Annotated in this window: 18 protein-coding genes; 7 read left to right on the top strand and 11 right to left on the bottom strand. The window is 37.5% G+C overall.

The genetic code is table 11. The annotated features are described in order from the left end of the window. Positions 1-248: 248 nt before the first annotated feature. From HNP36_RS04825 to HNP36_RS04835, 3 genes are all read right to left on the bottom strand, one after another. On the bottom strand, positions 249-3,179 hold the full coding sequence (locus tag HNP36_RS04825; protein ID WP_184159866.1) for a reprolysin-like metallopeptidase: 2,931 nt from the start codon (positions 3,177-3,179) through the stop codon (positions 249-251). 205 nt (positions 3,180-3,384) lie between these two features. Continuing rightward, a complete protein-coding gene (locus HNP36_RS04830; protein WP_184159864.1) occupies positions 3,385-3,882 on the bottom strand; it encodes a DinB family protein in 498 nt (165 codons plus the stop codon). A 16-nt stretch (positions 3,883-3,898) separates the two neighbouring features. Then, on the bottom strand, positions 3,899-5,038 hold the full coding sequence (locus HNP36_RS04835; protein ID WP_184159862.1) for an acyl-CoA dehydrogenase family protein: 1,140 nt from the start codon (positions 5,036-5,038) through the stop codon (positions 3,899-3,901). 193 nt (positions 5,039-5,231) lie between these two features. On the opposite strand from HNP36_RS04835, the gene HNP36_RS04840 reads away from it, so the two are divergent. From HNP36_RS04840 to purF, 6 genes are all read left to right on the top strand, one after another. Continuing rightward, entirely contained in the window at positions 5,232-7,130 is a 1,899-nt protein-coding gene (locus HNP36_RS04840) for an endonuclease (RefSeq protein WP_184159859.1), read from the top strand. A 150-nt stretch (positions 7,131-7,280) separates the two neighbouring features. Then, positions 7,281-7,886, top strand: coding sequence for a SatD family protein (locus tag HNP36_RS04845; RefSeq protein ID WP_184159857.1), 606 nt, complete (start codon positions 7,281-7,283; stop codon positions 7,884-7,886). A 2-nt stretch (positions 7,887-7,888) separates the two neighbouring features. Next, positions 7,889-8,584 (top strand): DUF3307 domain-containing protein, encoded by a 696-nt coding sequence (locus HNP36_RS04850; RefSeq protein ID WP_184159855.1) that lies wholly within the window; start codon positions 7,889-7,891, stop codon positions 8,582-8,584. 33 nt (positions 8,585-8,617) lie between these two features. Next, complete coding sequence (purC, locus tag HNP36_RS04855) at positions 8,618-9,337, top strand: phosphoribosylaminoimidazolesuccinocarboxamide synthase (protein ID WP_184159853.1); 720 nt, start codon at positions 8,618-8,620, stop codon at positions 9,335-9,337. 37 nt (positions 9,338-9,374) lie between these two features. Continuing rightward, entirely contained in the window at positions 9,375-9,734 is a 360-nt protein-coding gene (locus HNP36_RS04860; protein ID WP_184159851.1) for a four helix bundle protein, read from the top strand. A gap of 58 nt (positions 9,735-9,792) precedes the next feature. Continuing rightward, complete coding sequence (gene purF, locus HNP36_RS04865) at positions 9,793-11,292, top strand: amidophosphoribosyltransferase (RefSeq protein WP_184159849.1); 1,500 nt, start codon at positions 9,793-9,795, stop codon at positions 11,290-11,292. A gap of 88 nt (positions 11,293-11,380) precedes the next feature. Here purF and HNP36_RS04870 read toward each other — a convergent pair whose 3' ends face one another. The 8 genes from HNP36_RS04870 to aroB all read right to left on the bottom strand — a co-directional run bounded on the left by HNP36_RS04870 (position 11,381) and on the right by aroB (position 18,280). Next, the gene (locus tag HNP36_RS04870; RefSeq protein WP_184159847.1) at positions 11,381-12,088 is read right to left on the bottom strand and encodes a porin family protein; all 708 of its coding nucleotides are present in this window, start codon (positions 12,086-12,088) and stop codon (positions 11,381-11,383) included. 264 nt (positions 12,089-12,352) lie between these two features. Then, a complete protein-coding gene (locus HNP36_RS04875) occupies positions 12,353-13,141 on the bottom strand; it encodes a helix-turn-helix domain-containing protein (protein ID WP_184159845.1) in 789 nt (262 codons plus the stop codon). Positions 13,142-13,145: 4 nt separating this feature from the next. Continuing rightward, a complete protein-coding gene (locus tag HNP36_RS04880) occupies positions 13,146-14,276 on the bottom strand; it encodes an MBL fold metallo-hydrolase (protein ID WP_184159843.1) in 1,131 nt (376 codons plus the stop codon). Then, positions 14,276-14,929: an NAD-dependent epimerase/dehydratase family protein gene (locus HNP36_RS04885; protein WP_184159841.1), complete on the bottom strand. Its 654-nt coding sequence runs from the start codon at positions 14,927-14,929 to the stop codon at positions 14,276-14,278. The genes HNP36_RS04880 and HNP36_RS04885 overlap by 1 nt, the downstream gene beginning before the upstream one ends. Positions 14,930-14,934: 5 nt before the next feature. Further along, positions 14,935-15,165 (bottom strand): hypothetical protein, encoded by a 231-nt coding sequence (locus tag HNP36_RS04890; RefSeq protein ID WP_184159839.1) that lies wholly within the window; start codon positions 15,163-15,165, stop codon positions 14,935-14,937. A 158-nt stretch (positions 15,166-15,323) separates the two neighbouring features. Then, positions 15,324-16,007: a porin family protein gene (locus tag HNP36_RS04895; RefSeq protein ID WP_184159837.1), complete on the bottom strand. Its 684-nt coding sequence runs from the start codon at positions 16,005-16,007 to the stop codon at positions 15,324-15,326. Between the two features lie 322 nt (positions 16,008-16,329). After that, positions 16,330-16,956 carry a porin family protein gene (locus HNP36_RS04900; protein WP_184159835.1) on the bottom strand — a complete coding sequence of 209 codons (627 nt, stop codon included), beginning with the start codon at positions 16,954-16,956 and terminating at the stop codon, positions 16,330-16,332. 277 nt (positions 16,957-17,233) lie between these two features. Continuing rightward, a complete protein-coding gene (gene aroB, locus HNP36_RS04905) occupies positions 17,234-18,280 on the bottom strand; it encodes a 3-dehydroquinate synthase (RefSeq protein WP_184159833.1) in 1,047 nt (348 codons plus the stop codon). A 101-nt stretch (positions 18,281-18,381) separates the two neighbouring features. Here aroB and HNP36_RS04910 point away from each other — a divergent pair, with 101 nt between their 5' ends. Then, positions 18,382-19,545 (top strand): pseudouridine synthase, encoded by a 1,164-nt coding sequence (locus tag HNP36_RS04910; protein WP_184159831.1) that lies wholly within the window; start codon positions 18,382-18,384, stop codon positions 19,543-19,545. Positions 19,546-19,571: the final 26 nt, after the last annotated feature.

A 19,571-nucleotide genomic window follows, 5' to 3' on the forward strand; every position in this document is an offset into this window, starting at 1 on the left:
AGAATCCAATACCAGCATTTGTTTCAAAATCTGATCGGGTAACGGTACAAAGTAATTTGAATGATAAATTTAAATTAAAAATTTTAAATATCACTTAAATTTATTAAAATAAATAATTATGTTTAAATTTAGTATATTTTTTAATTGTTTTCATAATGTACTTTGTATTGTAAGTGTGAATCAGATCGGGTTACAACAAAAAAAAGACTGCCCGAAGGCAGTCTTCCAAAGTGTTTACTGAATGGTTATTAATTTTTAATGAATCTCTTGGCAGCATCTCCAATCTGGATCGTATAAGCTCCTTTGATAAGTCCGCTTACATTTACACTGCCTCTTTCTAGTTTTCCTGAATTGATTAGTTTTCCACCCATATCGAAGATTTTATAATCTTCTGAAGTCGTGTTTGAAATATATAATACATCTTTTGCAGGATTTGGATACAACTTGATATCAGTGATCAGATCTTTGGTATCAAGAATTTCTCCTCTTCCTGAAGAAACAATATTCAGGGTATAATCTTCAACCTGTCCGTAAGTAAAGGCTTCACATGAAGAAGTAGGTATGGAGCTGTACTTCATCATTACTCTCATCCTTGTAGAACCAACTGTTGCAGTTGCAGGAATAGTAATACTTCCTGTTACAGGAGTAGTTGTGGAGCCTGCTTTGGTCCATGCCAGCTCTCCGTTGTCTGTAAAGTCGCCATCACCATTGTAGTCAATATAAACTGCATAAGCTTCACTGTATTTGGTTGAAGTCCATGTAGGAGTTACTGAAATAGTGTAAGCAGTTCCTTTTGTTACATTGGTAGAAACAGAAGTGAAGTTTTCATAACCTGCAGTTCCGGTTGAAGTATTGTTAATGGTTCCGAATTTCACGTTTCCGATTCTTTCATCTGCTGTATTGCTGGCAGATGATGAACAGTACGTTACTGTGCCTCCGGAAAGTGTTGTGACACTTACTGTATTACTTGATGGTGATACATTTCCTGCAGCATCTTTAGCCTTAACAGTAAAGCTGTATGTTGTGGCCGGTGTTAAACTTGTTACCGTATATGTTGCAGATGCCGTATTTCCGATTACAGATCCGTTCATGTATACATCATAGCCTGTTACTGCTACGTTATCTGTAGCTCCGCTCCAGGAAAGATTGGTAGTGGTAGCTGTAGTTCCGGAAGCTGCAAGGGTAGGAGCCGTAGGAGCTACTGTATCTGTACCACCGCTGCCTGCGTTAACTGTAATATTGGCATTGTTAACATCAAAGAAGATGTGGTTTGAGCCCTTTACCATAATTCTTCCTGTTGTAGTAGATGCATTAGGAATGGTTACAGCCTGGGTTCCATCATTCGGAGTTCCGGCAAGAAGGGTAGTCCATGTATTTCCGCTGTCTGTAGACCATAAAATATCTACATTGGCAGCATTCACCCCGTTTGCAGTTGTTCCTGCCACATTCCATGTTACGGTTTGTGAGCTTCCTCCTGAATAGGTAGTAGCTGAATTTTGGGATGAAACACTAAAAGGTCCTGCTGTTCCGTTTACAGTAATTAGGGCATCATCAGAATTGTTTCCGGAACCTCCCGCTCTGTTATCACGGACAGTAAATCGGAAATTTAAAGATCTGGCAACATTAGATAATGCTTCCACAGTGATCTCTGAACCTGCTGTAGTTGTTCCTCCTGTTAAGATGGATGCCATTCTTGGGAAATATCTCGTTGGAGAAGTTGTAGGAGTCCATGATCTGAAAGTTGGCCCCGTTGTCTTGGTGGCACTTGCCGCAGAACTGGCACCGGTTTGGGATGATGATGCATTATCCATCTGTTCCCAAATGTAAGTTAATGAATCCCCGTTAGCATCGGTTCCTGTTCCTGTAAGCATGAAAGGTGTGCCTTTCGGAATGGTATAATCAAGGCCGGCATTGGCTGTAGGAATGGAATTTCCTGTAGAAGTGCTTACCGGACATGTTTTAGCTTTAATATTATTGGTAATCTGCTGAATGCTTATTGCATGGAAGAAAGCATCAGAATGCGGCTGGATATCCTGACTTGTAATTCCGGCGTATCCCATAATGGTTGATCCTGAGCCCGGCTCCATATTGGCTCCGGTTCCTTCATTGCTCATAGAGAAGGTATGATTTCCACCGAACTGATGTCCCATTTCGTGGGCAACATAGTCGATATCAAAATTGTCTCCTGAAGGAATGGCATCTGCCGGTGAAGTATACCCGCTTCCTTTTGAACCGTTTGTACAGACGCAGCCGATACATCCTGCGTTTCCGCCTCCTCCGGAAGCACCGAATAAGTGCCCGATATCATAATTGGCTTCTCCGATTACAGAGGTCAGTGTACTCTGAAGCTGGGAATTCCAGCTGCTCATTCCTGAAGCTGCTGAATATGGATCTGTGGAGGCATTGGTATAGATTACGGCATCATTATTGGAAATCAAAACCATTCTTGCTGCAAAATCTTTTTCAAAAACACCATTTACACGGGTCATTGTATTGTTGATGGCGGCCAGGGCATTCGCTTTGGTACCTCCAAAATATGTTGTGTATTCTCCGGTGGTTGAAAGAGCCAGTCTGAATGTTCTCAATTTAGCATCATCTGCGTTTGGCCTGGCGGCAAGGGTGTTGTTGGATACTCCTTTTTGCGCTACATCAATAACGGTACATTCGAATTTATTGAGATCATCTTTTTTATCGGATTTCCTGTATACTACGTAAGAAGAAAGGTCTTTGGTGTAAGGCTCAATAAAAACAGCGGATTTGTCACCATAGATTTCCATAGAGGAAAGCCCAAGTGAAGAAATACTGAAATATACTGTTGAATTGGAATCGGTAAGACCTTCGCCTACATAAGATTTGATGTCCGGATATTTAGCTGCAAGCTGAGGGTCGAAATTCGAATTTTCCCTTACTTTAAAGTTTTCCATCTTTCCTTCAGAATTAGGAAAGGAGATAATGATTTGTGATTTTTCTCCCGGAGCGAGTCTTTGGGGAGCTTTAGCGAGGGCATTTTTCAATCCGTTGAAATCTAAGCTGTAGATTTTAGGATTATTAATTGTGGTTTTGTTTTCAAAAACGTCTGAAGGTGCTTTTTTTGAACCTTCACTCCAGAGACGGTCAGTCTGCGCGAAAGAGATACCTGTAATAAGAAGCATCCCGATCATGGATAATTGTTTTTTCATATGAAATTTTATTTTTGATTGTGGAATATCAAAGCTAATAAAAAATATGTTATGAAAAACAGAATTTTTTAAGAAATTTTTAGAACATCAGTTCAGTTTATTATGCAATACATTGTGTATAATTTAAAATGTATTATCTCAAAAAAAGAAAATAGCATACGCAAAATACGTATGCTATTCAAAATATGATTATATAAGTCTCAACTTACATCTGGTCTTCAGCAGTTGGTCCGTATAAACCAGGGACACTATTTCCTGTTGCTCTTAGATAAACAATCAGTTCGCCTCTGTGATGGTATAAGTGATTGTACAGAAAAGAACGGATTACCTGAATTTTTGGCATAGGAGGGAAGAGTGCATTACCACCCATTTCCATTTTCCACTCGTTGAAATAATTGTTTTCATCAGAATTTTCTAAAACTTTCTGGGCTCTGGCAACATTTTCTTCAAATTTTGCAACAATATTTTCAGCTTTAGAAATATCTCCTTTGTCATACTGGTAAGTTCCCATATCGAAAACATCCTGATTAAAGGTAGATTCGTACCAGTTATACACTTCTGCAATGTGAGAAGCCAGTTGGCCGGTAGTCCAGTTTTTTTCAGACGGTTTCCAGTTTAAAGCACTGTCCGGGATTGCTTTCAAAAGTTTTCTCGTGCTTTCTGCTTCATACAGAAATTCACCTAAGAGGGCTTGTTTAATCATTTGTGAATATTTAAAATTATTTTGTAATGTCTCTACCAATTACCAGTCTCTGGATTTCTGAAGTTCCTTCACCAATAGTACATAGTTTAGAATCTCTGTAGAATTTCTCAGCAGGGAAGTCTTTTGTATATCCGTAACCTCCGAAAATCTGAACTGCATTGTTGGAAATTCTTACGCATGCTTCAGATGCATATAATTTTGCCATTGCGCCTTCTTTGGTCATTTTTTGCTTGGCATTTTTCAGTGTTGACGCTCTTTGGATCAGAAGCTCAGCAGCATCAATTTCAGTGGCCATATCAGCCAGCATAAAGTTGATCGCCTGGAATTCAGCAATTGCTTTTCCGAACTGGTGTCTTTCTTTGGCATATTTTAAAGCGGCTTTATAAGCTCCTCTTGCTGTTCCTAAACTTAAAGCTGCAATGGAAATTCTACCTCCATCCAAAATTTTCATGGCCTGCTTGAATCCTTCTCCAACTTCTCCCAAACGGTGTGAATCCGGTACACGAACATTATCAAAAATAAGCTCAGCTGTTTCCGAAGCACGCATTCCCAGTTTATTCTCTTTCTTTCCTGAAGTGAAGCCCGGCATTCCTTTTTCCAAAACGAAAGCGGTAGAATTGTTTTTGGCTCCTATTTCACCTGTTCTTGTCATTACCACGGCAATATCTCCCGAAATAGCGTGAGTGATGAAGTTTTTAGCTCCGTTGATTACCCATTCGTCACCATCTTTAACGGCTGTAGTGGACATACCTCCTGAATCGGAACCGGTATTATGCTCTGTAAGCCCCCATGCTCCTATCACTTTTCCTGAAGCAAGCTGTGGAAGCCACTTATTTCTCTGCTCTTCATTCCCGAACTCATAAATATGGTTGGTACAAAGTGAATTGTGTGCAGCTACAGAAAGACCAATAGACGGATCTACCTGGGAGATCTCATCCAGAATGGTAACATATTCATGATAGCCTAAACCGGAACCTCCGTACTGCTCGGGAACTACAATCCCCATAAATCCCATTTCTCCTAACTGGTGAAATAAGTCTTTTGGAAACGTCTGGCTCTCGTCCCACTCCATAATATTCGGTCTGATATTTTTCTCAGCAAATTCTCTTGCTGTTTCTGCTATCATTTTAATGTTGTCAATAGTCTCTGTGTTCATATAGATAAAATAGTTAGTTCCCAAAGATAATTAAATTGATGGAATGCCAAAAATAATTATTCAGCTTATAATATCATATACGCAAGATTGTAATAATCAATTTTTTATATTTTTATAATTAATGATTTTTTAATAAAAATTTCAGAACTTTAAGTCTTTTAATTTACTATTTTAGCCTCCCAATTTTTATTGTATGAAAAAACTTCTATTTCCTGCTATTTTAATATCGTCATTTATTTCTGCGCAGGCTCCTGCGGGATATTATGACGGAACAACCGGGCTTACAGGCTATGCACTGAAGTCTAAAGTTCACGATATTATTTCTCAAAAAAATGTAAATTGGCATTACGATGATCTGCCTAACCTGTATAACCAGACTGATCTGGATAAGTATTATGATCATGATGCTACCAATACAACCTATTTATTAGATATTTATTCTGAAAGGCCGGCAGGTCCTGATGCTTATGAATACACTTCTGGTCAAATGACATCAGGTGCCGGTGCAGAAGGCCTTGGATATAACAGGGAGCACATGATCCCACAGAGTACATTCAGTACCAATTCTGATATCAGTGATTATCCTATGTACTCGGACTTGAATTTTCTGGTTCCTGTAGATGCAAGAATTAATCAGCTTAGAAACAATTATCCGTATGGAGTAGGCGGAGGAACCAATTTCTACATTTTTTCAAACACTTCAAGGATGAGCAATTCAGCTATTCCCGGTTATCCGTATACAGGAAGGGTTTATGAGCCTATTAATGAATTTAAAGGTGATATTGCACGGACTTTACTGTATTTTGTAGTAAGATATGAAGGAAAGTTAGGTTCTTTTAATACGGCTTACAGCACTTCTTCAACAATAACGCCTTCAACGGACCAATGTCCATTCGACGGAACAGAGGAAAGAGCAGTAGATCTTCCTTATATAGAGATGCTGAAGCAGTGGAACACCCTGGATCCTGTATCACAAAGGGAAACAGAAAGAAATAATGCCATATATACCATTCAGAAGAACAGAAATCCTTTCATCGACCATCCGGAATGGATCAACATGATCTGGTCTGAAACTCCTGACAGCGTTGCCCCTTCCGCACCGGGTTCATTAACTTCAACACAGCAGAATGCCAATTTTATAAACTTAAACTGGACTGCTCCTTCAGATACGGATATATTAGGATACAGGATTTATGTAAACGGAGCAGCCACCCCTTCAGCTGTAACAAAAAACACTTCTATAAGTATTGACCATCTTAATCCTTCCAGCACGTATACCTTTACTGTAAAAGCTTTTGATAAAGGTTATCTTGAATCTCCTTTCAGCAATACCGTTACTGCATCCACATCTGCTTCAGATGCTTTTGCAAAGGATCTGATGATTGTAAAATATATAGAAGGAACCAGCAATAATAAAGCTATAGAAATCATTAATAAAACCGGTCATGAAGTCAATCTGAATAATTACAGAATTAATATTCACCTGAAAAGACCAAGCACAGGGAATTTTTATGCAGCCGATACCTATGAACTGGAAGGGAAAGTAGGAAATAATGAAAGTTTTGTTATCCTGAATCCCAATGCATCACTTTCATGCTATAGCAACAGCCAGGCAAGGTTTGTAACCGCTTCGGATCCTATGACTTTTAACGGCGAAAATTATGTAGAACTTGCCTATAACAAAACAGTCACCATAGATGCTATAGGAACCAGGTATACCACCAATACCAACGGAAATGTTTCTTTATACAGGAAAAATAATGTAAACCAGCCAAACAGTACTTTTACGATTGGAGAATGGGATTCTTATCCGGTTAATTACTGTCAGAACCTAGGTGTATTATCCGCAACCGATCTTATTGCCTCTAACAAAGAGTTTAAAATATATCCGAACCCTGTTTACGATGACCTTTTCGTGAGCGGAGACACTCAGGATGTTAAGACGGCTCAGGTATTGGATGTTTCGGGAAAAGTGATATATACCGAGAAAGATCCGTTTAAAAACAAGAAAAATATTTCAGTACAGAATCTTTCAACAGGTTTCTATTTCTTGAAACTCGACGATAAAATATACCAGTTTATCAAAAAATAATAGAAGGTAACGATCATTTTATGATTTTACCTCTGGCTTTTTTACCAGAAAAAGACATCATTGATATAAGCAGATTCACTAATAATCAATATCTATAAGTGTTTCTGCTTATATTTTTTATTTATAAGTAATTATGCTTATATTTGCATAATGATAGCGGTCATAACCGGTGATATTATAAATTCACAGCATGCAGACACAGAAGTTTGGATCACCAGACTCAAGAATCTCCTGGAAAACTGGGGAAGTTCACCGCTCGCATGGGAAATCTACAGAGGAGACGAATTTCAGTTCAAGTGTAATATTGATGAAGTATTCTGGCGTTTTCTAGCCATTAAGTCTCTCATAAGAAGTCAGGAAAATTTAGACGTAAGGATTGCCATAGGCATTGGTGAAGAGAATTTTTCCTCCGAAAAGATCACCGAATCCAACGGAACGGCTTACGTACACTCCGGAAGACTGCTGAATGATCTTAAAAGTGACGGCCACACCGTTTCCATAAAAACCTCCAATGAAGCTGTAGACAGGGATTTGAATATCCTCCTGAAATGGTCTTCAAAAGATTTCGACAGCTGGACGGTAGCTACGGCAGAAATCATTCATGAAATGATTATGAACCAGGATATCACACAGGAAGATCTCGCTAAGAAATTTGCTATTTCACAGTCCTCGGTAAGCCAGAGACTGAAACGCGCCAACTACGAGCTTATCGTAGAAACCAACCAATACTTTAAAAAGAAAATCTCAGAACTGTAAGCATGATCTTTATTAAACTCATATTGGCACATTTACTCGGAGATTTTATTCTTCAGCCAAATTCTTGGGTTGCAGATAAAGAACGCCGTAAGCTGAAAAGCCCTTATTTGTACTTGCATATTCTGATCCACATTGTTTTAAGCTTTATTTTTCTCTGGAATACAGATTTGTGGTGGGTTTCGCTGCTTGTCGGGATCACTCATTTTATCATTGATGCCTCAAAACTGATTTTCCAGACTGTAAAAAATAAAAAAAGGTGGTTTTTTATTGATCAGATGTTGCATATCCTTGTGATTGCAGGGATCTCATTTTATTCCAAGGAATTCAATTTTGACTTTCTTCAGAACCAGAACGTTTTAAAAATAGTGATGGCCGCATTGTTCCTTACAACACCGGCTTCCATCTTTATCAAAATATTATTGTCTTCGTGGACTCCGGTTCCGGAAACACAAAGCAGTTTACAGACCGAATCCCTGTCGAGTGCAGGAAAATATATCGGTATTTTGGAACGCCTTCTTGTTTTCACTTTTATTATGGTGAATCATTGGGAAGGAGTAGGTTTTATGGTTGCTGCCAAATCGGTTTTCAGATTCAGTGATCTGGCACAGGCCAAGCAGAGAAAACTCACGGAATATGTACTCATTGGTACACTCCTGAGTTTCGGATTGGCTGTATTAACGGGAATTTTAACTAAGTAATATAAAATAAATCTAACTAATACGAATTTAGAAATGGAAAAGAAAGAAATGTTGTACGAAGGTAAGGCAAAACAGGTATTTGCCACCGATAATCCCAATGAAGTAGTAGTACGTTTTAAAGACGATGCTACAGCATTTAATGCTCAGAAAAGAGGATCTGTAGATTTGAAAGGTGAAATGAACAATGCCATCACCACCCTTATTTTTGAATACTTAAATGAAAAAGGGATTAAAACTCATTTCATTAAACAATTGAACGAAAGAGAGCAGCTGGTAAAAAAAGTATCCATCATTCCATTGGAAATGGTGGTAAGAAACTACTCAGCAGGAAGCATGGCTCAGAGATTAGGAGTGGAAGAAGGAATTAAATCTCCGGTTACCATTTTCGATATCTGCTACAAAAAAGACGAATTGGGAGATCCGCTTATCAATGATCACCACGCAGTTTTCTTGGGAGCAGCAACATATGAGGAACTTGATGAAATGTACGAGCTTACTTCCGATATCAACGAAATCCTGATCGAACTTTTTGATAAAATGAACATCATCCTTGTAGATTTCAAAATTGAATTAGGAAAAACAGCAGACGGCGAGATCATCCTTGCAGACGAAATTTCTCCTGATACATGCAGACTTTGGGACAAAGACACCATGAAAAAGCTGGATAAAGACAGATTCAGAAGAGATCTTGGAGAAGTTACCGAAGCTTACGTTGAGATCTATAACCGCCTGAAAAATTTACTGGGTAAGTAAATTTTGAGAGGTTAGAAGTTAGATATTAGAAATTAGTATGAAATCACACCGGATAGAAGATTTGAAAGTTTGGCAGAAATCAATGACTTTGGTAAAAGAAGTTTATTTGGTTTCGGCTGAATTGCCGATTGAAGAGAAATTCGGGCTGTTATCCCAAATTAGAAGATGTGCCGTTTCAATACCGTCTAATATTGCTGAAGGAGCTGGAAGAAATAACAAAAAAGAGTTTTATCAATTTCTTGGAATTGCATTCGGTTCCACCTATGAATTGCAAACCCAATTACAGTTGCTGGTAAATCTTAATTTTATTTCTGAAGCTAAAATAGCTTCCTTAAAAGAACTTTTAGCCGAAATTCAGAAAATGATTTACTCATTAAAAGAAAGTTTAAAATTATAATGAAGTTAGACTAAATTCTAACAATCTAATATCTAACTTCTAATTTAGAAAAATAGAAATGAAAAGTTTAGACATTCATAAAAGTGAATATTTAAAACAGTTTAAAGACCATACCTACGGAAGAAATCTTTTCAGAACGCAGGAAGAAGAAAGACTGGATGCTCCCAATGAGGAGTGCGGGATCTTCGGATTGTATTCTGATAATGATCTGGATACGTTTTCCCTTTCACAGTTCGGACTTTTTGCCCTGCAGCACAGAGGGCAGGAAGCCTGCGGTATTTCTGTGTTAAAAGACGGGAAAATTACCAATATGAAAGATGAAGGGCTGGTTTTGGACGTTTATAAAGAAATTCAGGAACCTGAAACTTTTATGGGAAATTCTGCAATAGGGCATACCCGCTATACCACTGCAGGAGATAAAAAGAAATATAATTTCCAGCCGTTCTTCGCAAAAAACGAATACGACCAGATTATACTTTCTATAGCGCATAACGGTAACCTTACCAATGCAAGAGAACTAAAAAAAGAGCTGGAAGCTGAGGGCGTTGTTTTCAGAGCAACTTCCGATTCTGAGGTTATTTTAAGACTGATCCAGAAAAACCTTGATTTAGGACTTCGTGGAGCAATCAAAGCCACCATGGAAAAAATTGAAGGCGCTTATTCCGTAGTGGGAATGACGAGAAATAAATTCTTTGCTTTCAGAGATTTCAACGGAATCCGTCCGTTGGTTTTAGGAGCTGTTGACGAAAAAACTTACGTTGTAGCTTCCGAATCCGTTGCATTAGATGCCGTAGGCGCTCAATATGTACGAGATATCCTTCCGGGAGAAATTATCTATACCAATGAAAATGAGCCAGGAAAGCTTAATTCTTATATGGTAAACGAAGAAAAAGGAAAACAGAGAATCTGTTCATTTGAATATATTTACTTTGCAAGACCTGACTCTACCTTAGAAAATATCAACGTATACGAGATCAGGGAGAAATCCGGTGAAAAGATCTGGGAACAGGCTCCTGTAGATGCAGATGTTGTCATTGGAGTTCCCGATTCAGGAGTTCCGGCTGCTATTGGCTTCTCAAAAGCTTCCGGAATACCTTTCCGTCCGGTTCTGATCAAAAACAGATACATCGGAAGAAGTTTCATTGTTCCTACACAGGAAATGAGAGAAAGGGTAGTTAACCTCAAGCTTAACCCTATCATTTCTGAGATCAAGGATAAAAGAGTAGTAATCATCGACGATTCTATCGTAAGAGGAACTACTTCTAAAAGACTCGTTAAAATTCTGAAAGATGCAGGAGTAAAGGAAATCCACTTCAGAAGTGTTTCCCCGCCTATCATTGCACCATGTTATTTAGGAATAGATACCCCTTCCAAAGATGATCTGATTTCAGCCAACATGACCACAGAAGAGCTTAGAGATTACCTGGGTGTAGATTCACTGGAGTTTTTAAGTACAGATAACCTGAAAGAAATTTTAGGATCTTCCAACCACTGCTTCGGATGCTTTACAGAAGAATATCCGGTAGGAAAAGGAGAGGAAGTAGAATTATTTAATTAGTAATTCTTCAAATAATAAAAAACGAAAGGCCGTATTTAATGTGTTAAATACGGCCTTTACTATAGGTTAAATAATTGATTGTAACTGATTAGAACTTATAATTCAGACCTAGCTGAAATGCTCTGTGGTTCAATGGTTCAGTACCTTCAGGCTTTTGGTTTCTCATATCCGTAAGACTGTTGATATATCTTGCATTGATCCCCAGATTCTGAGTGATATCATAACCAAGACCTAAACCTAGCCCTAAATTAAATTTGTTCACATCATCTTTATTGATGTCTTCAGAGTTAGATACAGACTGAGTTGTTGTAATACCTCCGGTAGTTGTAGAAATTGTACTGTTTCCAGAGTTTTTCCCGTTAATGAAATAACTGAACTCAGGGCCTGCCTCTACATAAAACCTCTCTGTAGGTCTCATTTGTACCATTAAAGGAACCGAAATATAGTTCATGGTAGTTTTGTAATCGCTTTTTGTCTTAATGTTCGTACTTCCTGTTGTTACGTCCGTAGAAGAGATTACGCTTTTTGCCCCTAACTGGTTGTATAAAACCTCCGGTTGCAGGCTGAATTTCTGAGAAAGTGGAATATTAACTAAAACCCCCGCATGAAATCCTATTTTCTGGTTATTAAGGCTTAATTTCTGCTCACTGAAGTAAGATGAGTTTCCTCCCGCTTTAATACCAAATCTGATGGGTTGTTTTTCTTTTTTAATGGGTTCTGTGCTTACTGCTTTTGTTTCTTGAGCAAACGTCATCATGCCAGCAGCAACTGCCAACCCTAGAAATAACTTCTTCATAATTTTATTTTTTAATTTTACTTTTTACTTCTCATCTGATTTTTCAACCAGACTTGATTTATTTTGCAAAATGCTTGCCAAACTTGGAAAAGCCTTATATGAAGGGAGTTAACAAAGGTTTTAGGGATTATGTTATTTGTACTTTTAACGGTTTTTTATGAGAATTTATGTTATGGAATTTCAGTTTTTGTAAATAATTCCATACTAATTTGCTTTTTTGTGAAGGCACAGTGAGATTTAATCAGCTGATATGATCAATTCATTTCACATGTCCAGCATTTCGGTAGCCGTCATTCCAAATTCCTTCCTGAAGGCAAATGAAAAATGTGATAAATCTTCAAATCCCAGATCCGTATAAATATCTGTAGGCCGCTGCTTTTTCTCTTCGATTAAAAACCGGGCTTCCTGTAAACGGCGTTTTATAAGCCACCGGCTGGGAGTTTCATTAAAGATCATTTTGAAATCCCTTTTAAACGCAGAAAGGCTCCGGCCGGCCAGAAAAGCAAATCTTTCCATACTTACATTGAACTTATAATTCTGCTGCATGAATTTTTCAAGATCCAGCCGCCCGGGAATCCCGAAATCAAAAAGAAGGTCAGACAGTTCAGGGTGAATTTGTAATAGGATCAGTAATAATTCTTCCCTTTTAAGATCAGAAAACGTTTTGCTGATATTTCCTGAATGATTGTAATAAGGTTCCAGAGAAAAAAGGAAACTGTCTATAAGGTTATCTTTTTTAAGCTTAATAAAAGCGTCTTTTGACTTATAATTCTGAAATAGGACCGTATTTTTTTTCTGAAAGCTTTTGAGAAAAGATTCATCAAAAATAAAAATTACCTTTTCAAATTCATTATCTGTTCTTACCTTATTGTAGCGGGCCAGCCTGTTTTTGCGGATAATACAGCTTTCTCCCGCTTTGAGCTTATAATGTTTATTTCCATCGTAGCCATTCATTTCCCCTTTTGCCAGGAATATGAAAAAATGTTCGGCAATAAACTGTTCCGGTGAAATAGCAGGACCTACAAAACATGATTTTATTTCAGTAATCTTCATTGTTTTACTTAATATTTTTCCACCATTGTTTAAATACCTGCGAGCCGTTGTTTAGGTAAACCGTTTCACCAATCATGGGTGTTGCAAGGCGGTAAGGCTTTGCTGCTGACCACTCTGTAATCTTTTCCAGCGGTTCATTCCAAGGATGCTTGGCTAAGGTGAATTTAGAATGATGAACAGGTAACAGGTTCTTGGCTTTTAATCCCGTGGCTGCCAGTGCGACTTCTTCCGGAAGCTCGTGTACGGACTGCCATGCCTTATTATATTGCCCGCATTCCATGATTGCCCAATCAATAGGGGGATATTTTTCCGCAATTTTTTTGAAACGGTCCGTATAACCTCCATCGCCGCTGTAATAAATATTCATAGCCGGGGACTGTATAAAGAAGGACAACCATAAAGCCTGTGAACTCGTGAAATTCCTTCCTCCATCGTGATGAGTGCTTTCGGCATAGATCACAAATCCAGGTTTTACCTGTGTTTTATCACCCCAGTCTTTTTCCAGGATCTGTTGAGGACGGTAGCCCCATTTTTCATAATGGGCACCGGCTCCGAGGCCGCAAATCACATATTTTACCTTTGACTGCAGTTCTTTTGCCGTTTCATAATCCAAATGGTCGTAATGATCGTGTGAAAGCAGCATATAGTCTATCTCCGGCATATCTGCAGCTGTATAGATATCACTGCCTTTATAAGCTTTCACGCTTCCCGGCAATGGTGATGCATTTCCGCTGAATATAGGATCAACGAGGATCTTTACACCATCCAGTTGCAAAAAGAAGGAAGAATGCCCGAACCATACTATAACATTACGGTCTGCAGGGATTGCTTTCAGATCTGTTTTTACTGATGGTATTGTATCTATCGGTTCTGTGTGAGGATATTTTTTTGTCAGTGCTTTCCAGATTTCACCTGTAAAACTGTAACCATCGGAAATGGTTGGCTTTTCTACGAAATTCCGGAATTTTCCATTTTTATAATGTGATGAATTTTTAACCGCTTCCAGCCTTTTACCTTCAGGCAATGCTCCGAACTGTGGCTGTTTCATATAAAAATAAGTGGCAATCATTAAAAGTGTAACGATGCATAACAGAACAATTAACGCACGTTTAAGTATTTTTAAAAACCGTTTCATTACTTTGCCTGTATTTTAATGTCTTTTACTTCCAGAACAGGCTGACTGTATCCCTTTAATACACAATTGATCATTGCTGCCCCTACTTCCCGCATGGTACAGATCCAGTTTGGAAAAGCCAGATACCAGATAGGGGACAGTGCATTAAATACACGGTATATAAATCTGACATTTTTCTGTCCTTTTACTGGCCTCATAAATCCGGGACGAAAATTGTAAACCGCTTTAAAGGGTAATTTGAGCAGAGCATTTTCGGTTCTGCCTTTCACCCTTGCCCACATTACTTTTCCCTGTTCTGTACTGTCGGTTCGGTTTCCTGAAACATAAATAAATGTCATACCTGAATTGATTTCTGAGAGTGATTTTGCAAACGGTACAACAAAATCAAATGTTTTCCTGGTAAATGATTCTTCATTTTCACCTACAGCACTTACTCCGGCACAAAAGAAGCATCCGTCATAATCCTTGAGCTGGGCACTGTAATTTTTTATCTCTGAGAAGTCTTTTAAGATAAGCTCTTTTAGTTTACTGTGTTTGCGGTCCAGTGGTTTTCTGCTTATGGCAAGTACTTCTGTAACCGCCGGATTTTCGAGGCAGACCAAAAGTACACCGTCTCCTACCAGTCCTGTTGTTCCCGTAATAATTATTTTCATCGTTTTTATTTTACTAAATTCATTTGGATCAAACTGTTTGCTGTAGCTAAAATGGCTTCTTCGGCAGAACGGGGTTTCCATCCCAACATTTTGACCGCTTTCTCGCTGCTTGCCCTTTTTACCATTCCCAGGTAAGGTTTAACGGCTTTCAGTTTGGGATTAAATATAGCCAATAATTTAATAAACCAGTCAGGCAATTCTCTGGAAGGAACATTGGCTGTTTTTTTATTTTCCATTGTTAAAATTTATAGTACAAATCTCCGGAATGAATTATGAAATCAGTTTGTTAAAAAGTCCATTTTGGTTTGTTATAAAGTTCAGAAGTGAAATTAATTTACATAAAAATACCGGACTCTTAAAAAGCCCGGCATCGGTTTTGAAAATATATATAATATTATTTGAATTTGTATGCTACACCCACCTGAAAAACATTGTTCCTGATGGCATCTCCGCTATTATGCTTGTAGATATCTGTTATACCGGCTGTAAATCTTGCCGTTACTCCGAAATTCTGAGTAAAATAATAGCCTGCTCCAATCCCGATTCCAAAGTTGAACGTATTATACAGATCTTTAACAATCTTGTCTGAGAAATTTGATGTTTCTGTAACAGTAGTATTTCCTGAATTTCTGGTCATGGTAATATCTCCTTTATTCTTACCTCCCAAAAGGAATCCGAACTCCGGCCCGGCTTCTACATAAAGCTGGGGAAGAATATTGTACTGTACCATTACAGGCACAGAAAGATAGTTCAGTGTCTTTTTATAATCAACTTCTCTTCTGTATCTGTCTGAATTAATATAGAATTCATCTCTTTCTTCTGTTTTTGAACCTACCTGGTTAAAAAGAAGCTCAGGCTGAACACTGAATTTTTCTGCTACCGGAATATTAACAAATATTCCTGCGTTAAAACCTGGCTTTATCCTTTGATCATTGTCATATTCATCTGCTTTACTAAGGGTAGAGGCGTTAAGGCCTGCTTTTACTCCAAATGTAACAGGGGAAGAAGCTTTGGTTTTTTCCTGTGCATTTACCAAAAGGCTTCCTGCCAATGCTAATCCTAGAATTAATTTTTTCATGATTTTTAAAGTTTAAACTTGTCCTCACATTGCATCAAAATTCCCGCCAAAGGGAATAAACTGATAAAAGTCATGTTGAAAAGCGAAAAAGTCAAGCTTAAATGAATAAGCCTGACCTTTTCTATTGAAATCAATTTATATGTAGAAAAAACTTTCGCTGGATAACTTTGATAAACTATCAAGTCTTTCAGCTTATCACATATAGGCAAACTTCTTGCCAAAAAATCAAATTGAGGATAAACATTATAAAAAAAACCGAATTAAATAAATAATCCGGTTTTCTTATTGAATATAAAATTTGTTTTCTGAATGCTAAAGCTTATTATTTGAATTTATAAGCTAAACCAACCTGGAATGTATTGTTTCTAACTGCATCACCAGAATTATCTTTAAAGATATCAGTTACTCCAGCTACATATCTGGCAGTAATACCTAAGTTAGGAGTGAAATAATATCCTGCACCAAGACCGATACCAAAGTTAAAAGTGTTCAAGTTATCCTTATAATTATCACTTGTAGTTGAGTTTCCTGTAGATTCATTCTTGAATTTGTTTTTAGCGCTTACCATGAATCCGAATTCTGGTCCAGCTTCTAAATAAAGCTCAGGAATCAAGTTATATTGTAACATTACAGGTACTGTAATATAATCTAATTTCGTAGATGCAGAATAATTAGTATTTCCTAATCTGTATTCTGATTTTTCTCCATACTGAGAATATAATACCTCTGGCTGAACACTGAATGAACTTGCAATTGGAATGTTTGCAAATGCACCTGCGTTGAAACCGATTTTAGATTTTTGATCATCTAAACCTTCGTCTTTGGAAAGAGAAGATACGTTCATTCCACCTTTTACACCAAATGTTACCGGGTTAGAAGAAGATTTTGCTTGCTGAGCGAATGCTAATGAACTTGCAGTTACTGCTAATCCTAAAATTAACTTTTTCATAACTTAATTTTTTTAATATTTTACTATTCTAATTTTAAATTTTACTACTGTCAAACTTTACTACCGGGTTTGACGCAGAGTATCTTTCAAATTGCTTGCCAAAAATAAATGACATGACAAAAGTCAGTAAAAAAATCAACTTAAATAATAAGTTGATTTATATTAAATTATTGATTTTAAACGATTTATAAAAACTATCAAACGTTTGTTTAGAGATAATCTAAATTATTCTGTTTATTAAAATTATATCGCTTAAATGATATTTTCCTATAAAATATTATGCATTATTCAGTCTTCTGTAAAAATCTAATGATTTCAGAATGTTTTTCTGGCTGCACTGGTAATCATAAGTACACGAGCCTAGTCCCGAAAGGAGTGAGAAATTGATTTTACTGTCTGTATTCTTTTTGTCATTCAACAGAAGTGCGGTAATGTTTTCGTCGGTAAAATCACTTATATCAAGGTAAGGATAATATCTTTGAATGTTTTCAATGATAGTAATAGCATCCTCTTCAGTAATCAGATTTTCAAGACATGCCAGATGTACTTCACAGATCATTCCCATGGCAACAGCTTCTCCATGAAGGATAGGATTTCCCTGGCTAAGGTAAAGGCTTTCTATGGAATGTCCGATGGTATGTCCGAAATTCAGGGTTTTTCTGATGTTTTTTTCATGAAAATCCTTTTCCACCACATCCTGTTTGATATCCATTGAAGTCTGGATATGGGGAACTACCGCTTCTACATCAAGTTTATGAATCTGAATAAGGCTTTCCCAGTGGGCTTTATCAGCAATAAGACCATGTTTCAGCATTTCTGCAAAACCGCTTCGTAATTCTTTAAACGGAAGTGTTTCCAGAAACTTCGGATAAATAAAGATCTGTTCCGGGAATGCAAAGGTTCCCACCATATTCTTATAATGCATAAGATCTATGCCGGTTTTTCCTCCTATGGAAGCGTCACACATAGATAAAAGGGTAGTGGGGATATTGATGAACTGAATTCCTCTTTTATAGGTAGATGCCACAAAACCGCCCATATCCGTAATTACACCTCCTCCAAGATTGATGACAAGTGCTTTTCTGTCTGCCTGCATCTCGGTAAGAATCTCCCAAAGCTGGTTGGCAGTCTGGATATTCTTCATTTCCTCGCCGGCCTCAATCTCTAAAATTTCAAAGCCTAAGTCTGTTTCCATATTGCCCAGGAGAACAGGAAGACAATATTCATGGGTATTTTCATCAACCAAAATAAAGATCTTACTGAAAGTTTTTTCGTGAAGGAAGTTATTTAATTGAGAAAAATCATCGTTTAATATTGTTATCATTATTGGAGTTTCTTTAAAATTAGAATAAAACTATTCTGCAAAGTTATGATTCTTAATTTTTAACTCGTAACTAAATTACTATCTTTGCAGAAATTTTTAGAATGAGCAGAGATAACAATAATTCAGAAAGACCAAAAAGACCAAGAATTTCAACAAGAAAAAGTTCTGATGATTCTCGTGCTTCTAGATCCGGAAATTCTTCAGGATCAAAACCTTTTAAAAAATCTTTTCCAAAAGCCGGTGAAAGAAATTCAGACCACAAAGGAAGCAATTCAAAGTTTGAATCTAAACCTTTCAAAAGAAGCGGGGATAGCGGAGATGAAGATTCAAAATCTGAAAGCAGAGCCTATATCACCAACTCAAGTGAGGGGCGTGAGAAAAAAACTTTCGGTAAGCCAAAAAGAGGTGGAAAGAATTTTGATACCAGAGATAAATATGAAAGAGGAAGTCTGAAATACGGAAGAAGACCTTCCGGCGGAGATGACAGAAATGAAGATAAAGCAAAGTCTTTTGTACAGAAAAGGAGATTAAATAAAATTGATAAGGATGTTCATAAGGATACGATCCGTCTGAATAAATATATTGCCAACTCGGGAATCTGCAGCAGAAGAGAAGCTGATGAGCTTATTACGCAGGGGCTTGTAGAGGTAAACGGACAGGTGGTAACTGAAATGGGATATCAGGTTCAGAAAACAGATAAGGTTGTTTTTGACGGGCAGGGAATTACACCGGAAAAACCTGTATATGTACTTTTAAATAAACCAAAAGGATATATTTCTACCACCAAAGATGATAAAGCCAGAAAAACAGTAATGGACCTGGTTGCGAATGCATCACCTTACCGTTTATTCCCTGTAGGAAGGCTGGACCGTTCTACCACAGGAGTTATTCTTTTAACGAATGACGGGCATATGACGAAAAAGCTTACACACCCTTCTTTTGATGCCAAAAAAATCTATCACGTAACTTTGGATAAAAAACTTACCCATGAAGATATGAAACTGATTGCAGAAGGAATCCGTCTTGATGAAGGAGTAGCGGTAGTAGACCAGATTTCATTTATTGAAGGAAAACCGAAAAATGAAATCGGGATTGAAATTCATATCGGGTGGAACCGTGTGATCAGAAGAATTTTCCAAAGGCTTGGATATGAGGTGGAAGCTTTAGACAGAGTGATGTTTGCAGGTCTTACCAAAAAGAATATTAAGCGTGGGCACTGGAGAATCCTTTCAGAACTTGAAGTAAATAATCTTAAAATGCTTTAATACGCTATAAAAATTAAAAAGGCGCA

It is taken from the genome of Chryseobacterium shigense, from assembly GCF_014207845.1.
GTDB lineage: Bacteria > Bacteroidota > Bacteroidia > Flavobacteriales > Weeksellaceae > Chryseobacterium > Chryseobacterium shigense_A.

Excerpts from the sequence above, each read along its gene's own strand:
- HNP36_RS04835 (WP_184159862.1), bottom strand. The coding sequence starts at position 5,038 with ATGAACACAGAGACTATTGACAACATTAAAATGATAGCAGAAACAGCA.
- HNP36_RS04890 (WP_184159839.1), bottom strand. The coding sequence starts at position 15,165 with ATGGAAAATAAAAAAACAGCCAATGTTCCTTCCAGAGAATTGCCTGAC.
- HNP36_RS04860 (WP_184159851.1), top strand. The coding sequence starts at position 9,375 with ATGAAATCACACCGGATAGAAGATTTGAAAGTTTGGCAGAAATCAATG.
- HNP36_RS04875 (WP_184159845.1), bottom strand. The coding sequence starts at position 13,141 with ATGAAGATTACTGAAATAAAATCATGTTTTGTAGGTCCTGCTATTTCA.
- HNP36_RS04870 (WP_184159847.1), bottom strand. The coding sequence starts at position 12,088 with ATGAAGAAGTTATTTCTAGGGTTGGCAGTTGCTGCTGGCATGATGACG.
- purC (WP_184159853.1), top strand. The coding sequence starts at position 8,618 with ATGGAAAAGAAAGAAATGTTGTACGAAGGTAAGGCAAAACAGGTATTT.
- HNP36_RS04845 (WP_184159857.1), top strand. The coding sequence starts at position 7,281 with ATGATAGCGGTCATAACCGGTGATATTATAAATTCACAGCATGCAGAC.
- HNP36_RS04840 (WP_184159859.1), top strand. The coding sequence starts at position 5,232 with ATGAAAAAACTTCTATTTCCTGCTATTTTAATATCGTCATTTATTTCT.
- HNP36_RS04900 (WP_184159835.1), bottom strand. The coding sequence starts at position 16,956 with ATGAAAAAGTTAATTTTAGGATTAGCAGTAACTGCAAGTTCATTAGCA.
- HNP36_RS04895 (WP_184159837.1), bottom strand. The coding sequence starts at position 16,007 with ATGAAAAAATTAATTCTAGGATTAGCATTGGCAGGAAGCCTTTTGGTA.
- HNP36_RS04825 (WP_184159866.1), bottom strand. The coding sequence starts at position 3,179 with ATGAAAAAACAATTATCCATGATCGGGATGCTTCTTATTACAGGTATC.
- purF (WP_184159849.1), top strand. The coding sequence starts at position 9,793 with ATGAAAAGTTTAGACATTCATAAAAGTGAATATTTAAAACAGTTTAAA.
- HNP36_RS04830 (WP_184159864.1), bottom strand. The coding sequence starts at position 3,882 with ATGATTAAACAAGCCCTCTTAGGTGAATTTCTGTATGAAGCAGAAAGC.
- HNP36_RS04880 (WP_184159843.1), bottom strand. The coding sequence starts at position 14,276 with ATGAAACGGTTTTTAAAAATACTTAAACGTGCGTTAATTGTTCTGTTA.
- HNP36_RS04910 (WP_184159831.1), top strand. The coding sequence starts at position 18,382 with ATGAGCAGAGATAACAATAATTCAGAAAGACCAAAAAGACCAAGAATT.
- HNP36_RS04885 (WP_184159841.1), bottom strand. The coding sequence starts at position 14,929 with ATGAAAATAATTATTACGGGAACAACAGGACTGGTAGGAGACGGTGTA.
- aroB (WP_184159833.1), bottom strand. The coding sequence starts at position 18,280 with ATGATAACAATATTAAACGATGATTTTTCTCAATTAAATAACTTCCTT.
- HNP36_RS04850 (WP_184159855.1), top strand. The coding sequence starts at position 7,889 with ATGATCTTTATTAAACTCATATTGGCACATTTACTCGGAGATTTTATT.